General features: G+C 70.1%; 7 protein-coding genes. 3 read left to right on the top strand and 4 right to left on the bottom strand.

Translation table 11 applies throughout. From position 1 onward, the window contains the following. Positions 1 to 35: 35 nt before the first annotated feature. Together AOK17_RS32220 and AOK17_RS32215 are read right to left on the bottom strand one after the other, a co-directional pair. The gene (locus tag AOK17_RS32220) at positions 36 to 623 is read right to left on the bottom strand and encodes a TIGR03086 family metal-binding protein (RefSeq protein WP_055616109.1); all 588 of its coding nucleotides are present in this window, start codon (positions 621 to 623) and stop codon (positions 36 to 38) included. 85 nt (positions 624 to 708) lie between these two features. Continuing rightward, complete coding sequence (locus AOK17_RS32215) at positions 709 to 1,746, bottom strand: ketopantoate reductase family protein (RefSeq protein WP_055616107.1); 1,038 nt, start codon at positions 1,744 to 1,746, stop codon at positions 709 to 711. 40 nt (positions 1,747 to 1,786) lie between these two features. Between AOK17_RS32215 and AOK17_RS32210 the strand changes: the two genes are divergently transcribed. Next, a complete protein-coding gene (locus AOK17_RS32210; RefSeq protein ID WP_055616106.1) occupies positions 1,787 to 2,626 on the top strand; it encodes an aldo/keto reductase in 840 nt (279 codons plus the stop codon). Between the two features lie 74 nt (positions 2,627 to 2,700). Continuing rightward, on the top strand, positions 2,701 to 3,645 hold the full coding sequence (locus AOK17_RS32205; RefSeq protein WP_055616105.1) for a transglutaminase-like domain-containing protein: 945 nt from the start codon (positions 2,701 to 2,703) through the stop codon (positions 3,643 to 3,645). On the opposite strand, the gene AOK17_RS32200 is transcribed toward AOK17_RS32205, so the two are convergent. Continuing rightward, positions 3,617 to 4,000 carry a nuclear transport factor 2 family protein gene (locus AOK17_RS32200; RefSeq protein ID WP_055616104.1) on the bottom strand — a complete coding sequence of 128 codons (384 nt, stop codon included), beginning with the start codon at positions 3,998 to 4,000 and terminating at the stop codon, positions 3,617 to 3,619. The two genes, AOK17_RS32205 and AOK17_RS32200, sit on opposite strands and share 29 nt — an antisense overlap. Beyond that, entirely contained in the window at positions 3,993 to 4,550 is a 558-nt protein-coding gene (locus AOK17_RS32195; RefSeq protein ID WP_055616103.1) for a DUF1697 domain-containing protein, read from the bottom strand. The genes AOK17_RS32200 and AOK17_RS32195 overlap by 8 nt, the downstream gene beginning before the upstream one ends. 429 nt (positions 4,551 to 4,979) lie before the next feature. Here AOK17_RS32195 and AOK17_RS32190 point away from each other — a divergent pair, with 429 nt between their 5' ends. Next, positions 4,980 to 7,292 carry an MMPL family transporter gene (locus AOK17_RS32190; protein ID WP_055616102.1) on the top strand — a complete coding sequence of 771 codons (2,313 nt, stop codon included), beginning with the start codon at positions 4,980 to 4,982 and terminating at the stop codon, positions 7,290 to 7,292. The last annotated feature ends 33 nt before the right edge of the window (positions 7,293 to 7,325 follow it).

Here is a 7,325-nt window from a genome sequence, read left to right as displayed (position 1 = left end):
CCCCCAGCCCGTCCGGCGCTTGAGGACAAGGCCGTTCAGGAGGCCGCCTGGGACAGACGCGGGTCGCGACCACTCATGGCGACGGCTCGGGTGAAGGTGGGGGAATCCGACGGCACCGGGACAGCGGGGGCGAAGCCGTCGTACTGGCGGTAGAGGTCGCCGTGGGTGACTACGACGTCCAGGATGACGCGGGCCGCCGCGTCGGAGATGCGGTACTCCTGGCCGGTCGCCGCAGCGACATCCCACCCGTGCACAGCCATCTCCTTCACGATCACCGAGGCCAGCTCAGGAGCCGCCATGGATCCCACGCCGAAATCCACCTCCCCCTCCCAGACCACCGGATCCCCCCACACGGCAACCGCCCGGTCCAGCTGGGCGGCATACGCCTCAGCCCAGCCGGGCTCCGCAGCGAAGTCCCGCTCGGTCAGTGACTCGGGCAGCGGCTTGCGCAGCGCCCGGTGCTCCAGACCGTGGGAGGTGTAGAGCACCCAGTGGTTGACCAGAGCCCGGACGTCCCAGCCCGGACAGTGGGTGGTCCCGGCGAGCTGCGCCGCGGTGACCCCGCGCGCGACACGTGTGGCCTCGGCGGCGCATTCGACCATCGACGGGTACAGGCTCTCCATCGTGTAGGGCGCGTTCGCCTGGCCCGAGTTCTTGTCCAGGCCCTCGTCCACGTTCTTGTTCGCGTTCTTGTCCATGCGTCCCACGCTAGGGACGCGGCCCCGCACCCTCTTGAACAAACGCGACAGCATCCCCGGCGAGCCGTACGAGCTCGTCCACCGGCATCGAACCGGCCGCCCGCCGCTCACGGGCGAAGTCGTTGGCGAGCCGTTGCAGCAGGTCGTTGAGCGGCGTCGGTATGCCGTGCAGCCGGCCCAGCAGGGCGATCTCCCCGTTGAGATAGTCCGCCTCGATGGTCCCCGTGCCACGGTTCAGCGACTGCCACGACGACCCGGCACCCCGCTCCGACCCGTCGAAGGGCTCAAAGCGGATCTTGTCGGCGCGGGCCTCCTTCTGCTCCTGCTCGGAGGCGTACGGGATGCCCGCCGCGGCGAGCACGGCCTCGCCCTCGGCACGTACGCGGCCGTAGAGCGCGATGCCCTCCTCACTCGTGAGCACCCCGCTCACCGCCTCGATCGAGTTGGCGAGGTTGCCGAGGAGCTTGGCGTACTGCCAGCGCGTCACATCGGCCACGACCGGCGCCTCGAAGCGGGACGCGGACAGGTCGGCGGCGATGCTCCGTACCGTCTCGTCGGTGCCGTGCGGATAGCGTCCGAGGTGCAGGATCCCGGTGAGCGGCGTACCGGCGGCGGACACCACCCCCGGCTCGACGAACGTGGCGGGCAGCCACACGCACACCCCGTACACCCGCCGGAATCGGCGCAGCGCGAGCCGCTGGCTCTCCACGCCGTTCTGCGCGCAGACCAGTGGCAGTCGCTCCGCCGCCGTGCCCCCGCCCGCGACCGGCACGGGCCCCCACGCCTCCAGCGCCGCCTCGCTGTCCTGCGTCTTGACGGCGAGTACGAGCACGTCGTCGGCGCCCAGTTCACCGAGCGCGTGCGGACCGTCGACGACGGGCGGCCGATGGGTGTGCGGCCCGTCGGGCGTCACCAGGCGCAGCCCCCGCTCGCGCAGCGCCTCGTACTGCGCGCCGCGCGCGACCAGCACCACGTCGTGTCCCGACTCGGCGAGGCGACCGCCGATGGCCCCGCCCACAGCCCCTGCTCCGATGATGATGTAGCGCATGCGTCCGAGCCTGCCACAGACGTGTGTGTACGCTCCATCGATGATCCCGGAAATCTTCGAGCTCGCGGGCCGGCTGCCCGTACGCCGTCTCGGCTACGGCACCGCCCAGTTGACCGGACCCGGCTACTGGGGGCCGCGGGGCGAGGCCCGGAACGCGGTGGCCGTTCTGCGGCGGGCCGTCGAACGCGGGGTCACGCTGATCGACACGGCGGACAACTACGGCCCGTCGATCGCCGAGGAGCTCGTGGCCGAGGCCCTGTACCCGTATCCGGCCGGCCTGGTGATCGCCACGAAGGGCGGTGTCGTACGCACCGGTCCGGACGCCTGGCACATCGAGGGGCGGCCCGAGCGGCTGCGGGCGATGTGCGAGGCGAGTCTGCGGCGGCTGCGTCTCGACACGATCGACCTGTACCAGTTGCACCGGCTGGACCCGGACGTACCGATGGCCGAACAGCTGGGCGCGCTCGACGAGTTGCGCCGGGAGGGCAAGATCCGGCACATCGGGCTCGACTCCGTGACGGCCGAACAGCTCGATGCCGCACGGGAGTTGACGGACATCGCGTCCGTGCAGAACCGGTACAACCGCACCGATCGCGCCTCGGAGCCGCTGCTGACGCTGTGCGAGGCGCACGGCATCGCGTTCCTGCCCTGGTTCCCGCTGGGCAACGGCTCGTTGACCACGGATCGGGTGTGCACGGACATCGCCGCCGCGCACGGAGTGGCGCCCGGCCAGATCGCCCTGGCCTGGCTGCTGCACCGCTCCCCCGTGCTCTGCCCGACCCCCGGCACGGGCTCCCTCGCGCATCTGGAGGAGAACCTCGGCTCGGCCGCCGTACGGCTCGGCGAGGAGGACATGTCCCGCCTCGACGCCCTGAGTTGACCTCGCACGGCGGTGCTTGACCTTGCCCCACCGCGCTTGACCTTGCCCCTGGGGCAGACTCCACGCTCCGCGGCATGGACTCCAACGACTTCCACCTCAAGCAGAGCCCGTACAGCGACCCCGGAGCCGTACCGGCCGATCTGCCCGCCGACCCGCGTGAACTCGCCGCGCTCGTACGGAACTTGCTCATCCACCGCGAGGAGGGCGGGCACTTCGGGTACGCGATGCCCGAGGAGCGCCGGCGCGAGGACGCCGAGGCCCGGTACGTGAGCGAGATCCTGCGGATCCTGCGCGAGCGCTCACGGGCGCCGCTGACCGAACACCGGGAACTGGGCGAGCGGTTCGCCGGTACGTGCCGGGACTTCGCGCTGCTGATGTGCGCGTTCCTGAGGGCGACGGGCACCCCCGCACGCGTCCGGTGCGGCTTCGCCACGTACTTCGAGGACGGCTCCTCCCCCGTGACCCACGGGGACCACTGGGTCACCGAATACCGTCTGCCGGACGGCAGTTGGCGGCTCGCGGACGCCCAGGTGGCCGACGGGGCGCACGACGTGCCCTTCGACCCTCTGGACGTCCCGCGGGACCAGTTCCTCGTCGCCGGAACCGCCTGGCAGGCATGCCGGGCGGGCGACGCGGACCCCGACGCCTTCGGGGTCCCCCTCCCCACGGGCACCCTGCAGGGCCTGTGGTTCGTACGCTGCAACGTCGTACGGGATCTCGCGGCGCTCGGCGGGGTCGAGGTGCTGCCGTGGGACGCGTGGGGGCTCGCGGCGAAGGACGAGCCGGAGGTGACCGCGGACGATCTCGCGCTGCTGGACGCGGTGGCCGCGGCAACGGCCACGTCGGTCACCTCAGCCACGTCGACCACGTCAGCCTTGCCGACCACGTCAGCCGTATCGACCGAGGAGATCCGGCGGCTGTGCGCGGACCCCCGCCTCACCGTCCCGGCGGAGATCACCTCGCACACGACCTATCTCGGTGTCCGGCAGGTCAGGCTTCCCGAGAGCCTTCGGGGCTGAACGGCGTTCCCTGGTGGAAGTACAGCAGCCATTCCTCCCTCGTCCGCCGCCACAGCGAACTGCGGTGCGCGTGACGGCCGTTGTGCTCCGTGTCGAAGGTGAGGTGGACCAGGTCGGGGGCGAGCTCGACACCGGTCACCCGGGAGGTGATGCCCGGGCCGGTCCCCGGTTCCTTCGCCGTGGCCAGTGCGTCGACGATCGAGGCCCGGTCCCAGTGCCGCCCGGAGACGCCGAACTCGTGGAAGTCGGGGTGCAGCAGCGCCCCGAGGAGTTCGGGCGAGCGGCGGATCTCCGGGTCGAGGAGGCGCAGTTCGCCCTCGATGGCCGCCTCGACGGCGGGGCCGTGGTCAGCCACTGGTCAGCTCCACGAGTTTGGTGACGGTGTTCCAGTTCCGGGAGGTGGCGATGACGCCCTTCGTCATCCGGGGCTTCGACAGGTTCTCCGCCAGCTTGGAACGGCCGAGGCCGTCGGGGGCGTACAGGTAGAGGACACGGTCGCCGAGGCGGAACTCCTCGGGCAGGAAGGCCTGTTGGTCGATCGACGCGAAGCGCTCGGCGGCGACCGGCTCGGAGAAGTAGGTGGCGTGCAGTTGCTTGGCCTCCAGGTCGGCGGCAGGGAACGGACAGGTGTCGAGGACGGCCCGCAGATAGGCGTGATCGCGCACCAGGACGTCGACCGTGAAGCCGAAGTGCTTCTCCAGCGCCCCCGACAGCTCCGCGGCGAGCGTGTCCTCGTCGCCGTGGCCGCTGGAGAAGACGGCGTTCCCGCTCTGCAGGTACGTACTGACACTTTCGTACCCGAGGCCCTCCATGAGGGTGCGCAGTTCGGCCATCGGCACCTTCCTGCTGCCGCCCACGTTGATCCCGCGCAGCAGTGCCGCGTACGTCGTCATGCCCTGAGTCATCCGCACACCATAAAGCGGCCGTCGTGCCCCGTGGGGGTGGGCACGACGGCCGCGGCTTCCGGGCCGCCGGACACTGAAAGTTACCGGTCGGTTGGCTCAAAACCCTGGCCGATGGGCGCGCTCAGTTCAACCCCCGCACACAGCTGTGACTTGTTCAACAAGCTTTCGTAACACCAAAGAGGATCTTCCCCGGCAGATCGGACCCGGCCTGGCACAGACCGGACACCCTGATCACGACCCCCTACGCGCCGCTTTACATGTAAGGGGCTTTCATCCTCCTCAGTGCTGAGGTCACGGGGTCCGAGGGGAGGACTCGGGCTCCCCGCACCTCACCGGGCAGCACGACGAGAGGTTCTTATCCGCCCCATACCTTCGAATCAGAAGGTGCCGGCAGGGGGCCGGCGACGGAGACGAGGGGGCAAGCCCGTCATGGGTAACAGAGACACGCGGGTACGGGGCATAGCGGCCCGGGCCGGCGGCTGGAGTGCCCGGCACCGCTGGGCGGCCGTCGGAATCTGGGTGCTGTTCGTCGTTCTGGCGATGGGGCTCGGCTCTGCGGCGGGCACGGTCGAACTCAAGGACAGCGACCAGCTCAGCGGCGAGACCGGCCGGGCCGCGGCCATCGCGGAGGAAGCGGGGATCGACGAGCCGGCCGGGGAGACCGTGCTCGTCCAGGCCAGGGACGCGGGCGTCAAGGCGACGAGCACCGAGTTCCGCGCCGCCGTCGACGCCGTGATGAAGGCGGTCGAGGGCACCGGCAAGGTGACCAACGTGACCTCGCCGTACGACACGGAAACGATCTCCAAGGACGGCCGCAGCGCCCTCGTGCAGTTCGACATGCGCGGCGAGGCGGAGACGGCGGGCGACCGGGTGGAGCCCGTACTGAAGGCCGTCGAGGAGGTGCAGAAGGACCATGGGGCGGTGCTGATCGAGGAGATCGGCGGCGCCAGCATGAACAAGACGTTCGACGACGCGTTCGGCGACGACTTCAAGCAGGCCGAGTACTCCGCCGTGCCCGTGGCCCTCGGCATCCTGCTGGTCGCGTTCGGCGCGCTGGTGGCGGCCCTGGTGCCGGTCCTGCTCGCGATCACCGCCATCGTGGCCACGATGGGCCTGATGATGCTCGTCAGCCACATCCAGCCGATGGACGACACATCGAGCTCCGTGATGCTGCTCGTCGGCCTGGCGGTAGGCGTCGACTACTGCCTGTTCTATCTGCGGCGCGAGCGCGAGGAGCGCGCGGCGGGCAGGGACCCCGAGACCGCGCTGCGGATCGCCGCGGCGACCAGCGGTCGCGCCATCATCGTCTCCGGTGTCACGGTGTGCGTGGCGATGGCGGGCATGCTGTTCACCGGAATCTCCACCTTCAAGGCGATGGGCCTGGCCTCCCTGATGGTCGTGGCGGTCGCCATGGTCGGCTCGGTGACGGTGCTTCCCGCGGTCCTCTCGCTGCTCGGTACGCGGGTCGAGAAGGGGCGCATCCCGTTCCTGCACCCGGACAAGCGGCGCAAGGCCAACGGCGGTTCCGCCAACGACAGTTCCGGCAACGGCACTTCGGCCAACGGCCGTTCGGGCGACAACGGAAGCCGGTTCTGGACGAGCGTCCTGCGGGTGGTGCTGGCCAAGCCGGCGATCTCGCTGGTGGTCGCGGCGGGCGCGCTGCTGGCCATCGCGGCTCCGGCGCTCGGCATGAAGACCCAGAACCTCACCCTGGACCAGGAGTTCGGCGACTCGCTGCCGATCGTGGCGACGTACGAGCGGGTGAACGAGGCCTTCCCCGGTGGTTCCGACCCGGCCGAGGTGGTCGTCAAGGCCACCGACATCAACTCCGCCGAGGTGAAGTCCGCGATCGCCGACTTCCGTGAGCGGGCGGTCAGTTCGGGTGCCTCGCGCGGTCCGGTCGAGGTCAAGGTGCACGATGCGCAGAACGTCGCCTTCGTGTACGTGCCGCTGGTGGGCGGATCGAACCTCGACAAGGCCGAGAAGAGCCTGGAGATCATCCGCGACGAGGTCCGTCCGGCGACCTTCGGCAAGGTCGACGGGGTCGAGGCTCCGGTGACCGGTCAGGTGGCGGGTTCGAAGGACTTCAACGACCAGCTCGTCAGCGCGGTGGCGCCGGTCTTCGCGTTCGTCGTGGTCTTCGCCTTCCTGCTGATGCTCCTGTCGTTCCGCTCGCTGACGATCGCGATCACCTCGATCGTCCTCAACCTCCTCTCGGTCGGGGCGGCCTACGGCATCCTGGTCGCCGTCTTCCAGCACGGCTGGGGCGCGTCCCTGGTGGGCGCGGAGGGCGTGGGCGCCATCATCACCTGGCTGCCGCTGTTCCTCTTCGTGATCCTCTTCGGGCTCTCGATGGACTACCACGTGTTCGTCGTCTCGCGAATCCGTGAGGCGCGGATGCGGGGGCTGACGACCCGGGACGCCATCCAGCACGGGGTGGTCACGACGGCCGGTGTCATCACCAGTGCCGCCGTCATCATGGTCGCCGTCTTCGCGATCTTCGGCACGCTGTCCATGCAGTCCATGAAGCAGATGGGCGTGGGCCTGGCAGCCGCGGTCCTCATCGACGCGACGATCATCCGCGGTGTACTGCTCCCGGCGGTCATGGCCCTCCTCGGCGAGCGCAACTGGTACTTCCCGAAGTGGCTGAACCGCCTGCCGGACCTCAGCCACGACGAGTCCCCCGAGGCCGCGGCCTCGCCGCCGCCTCCGGCGGTCGAAGGGGAGAGGGTCCCGGTCTGACGACCTGAACCACCACACAGCGACGGCGTGGCC

Source organism: Streptomyces phaeochromogenes (assembly GCF_001418655.1).
Lineage (GTDB): Bacteria > Actinomycetota > Actinomycetes > Streptomycetales > Streptomycetaceae > Streptomyces > Streptomyces phaeochromogenes.
This window is presented reverse-complemented; position numbering and strand designations above follow the sequence as displayed.

Bases quoted from the DNA above. Each gene is read 5' to 3' on its own strand.
- AOK17_RS32220 (WP_055616109.1), bottom strand. From the start codon at position 623: ATGGAGAGCCTGTACCCGTCGATGGTCGAATGCGCCGCCGAGGCCACA.
- AOK17_RS32215 (WP_055616107.1), bottom strand. From the start codon at position 1,746: ATGCGCTACATCATCATCGGAGCAGGGGCTGTGGGCGGGGCCATCGGC.
- AOK17_RS32210 (WP_055616106.1), top strand. From the start codon at position 1,787: ATGATCCCGGAAATCTTCGAGCTCGCGGGCCGGCTGCCCGTACGCCGT.
- AOK17_RS32205 (WP_055616105.1), top strand. From the start codon at position 2,701: ATGGACTCCAACGACTTCCACCTCAAGCAGAGCCCGTACAGCGACCCC.
- AOK17_RS32195 (WP_055616103.1), bottom strand. From the start codon at position 4,550: ATGACTCAGGGCATGACGACGTACGCGGCACTGCTGCGCGGGATCAAC.
- AOK17_RS32190 (WP_055616102.1), top strand. From the start codon at position 4,980: ATGGGTAACAGAGACACGCGGGTACGGGGCATAGCGGCCCGGGCCGGC.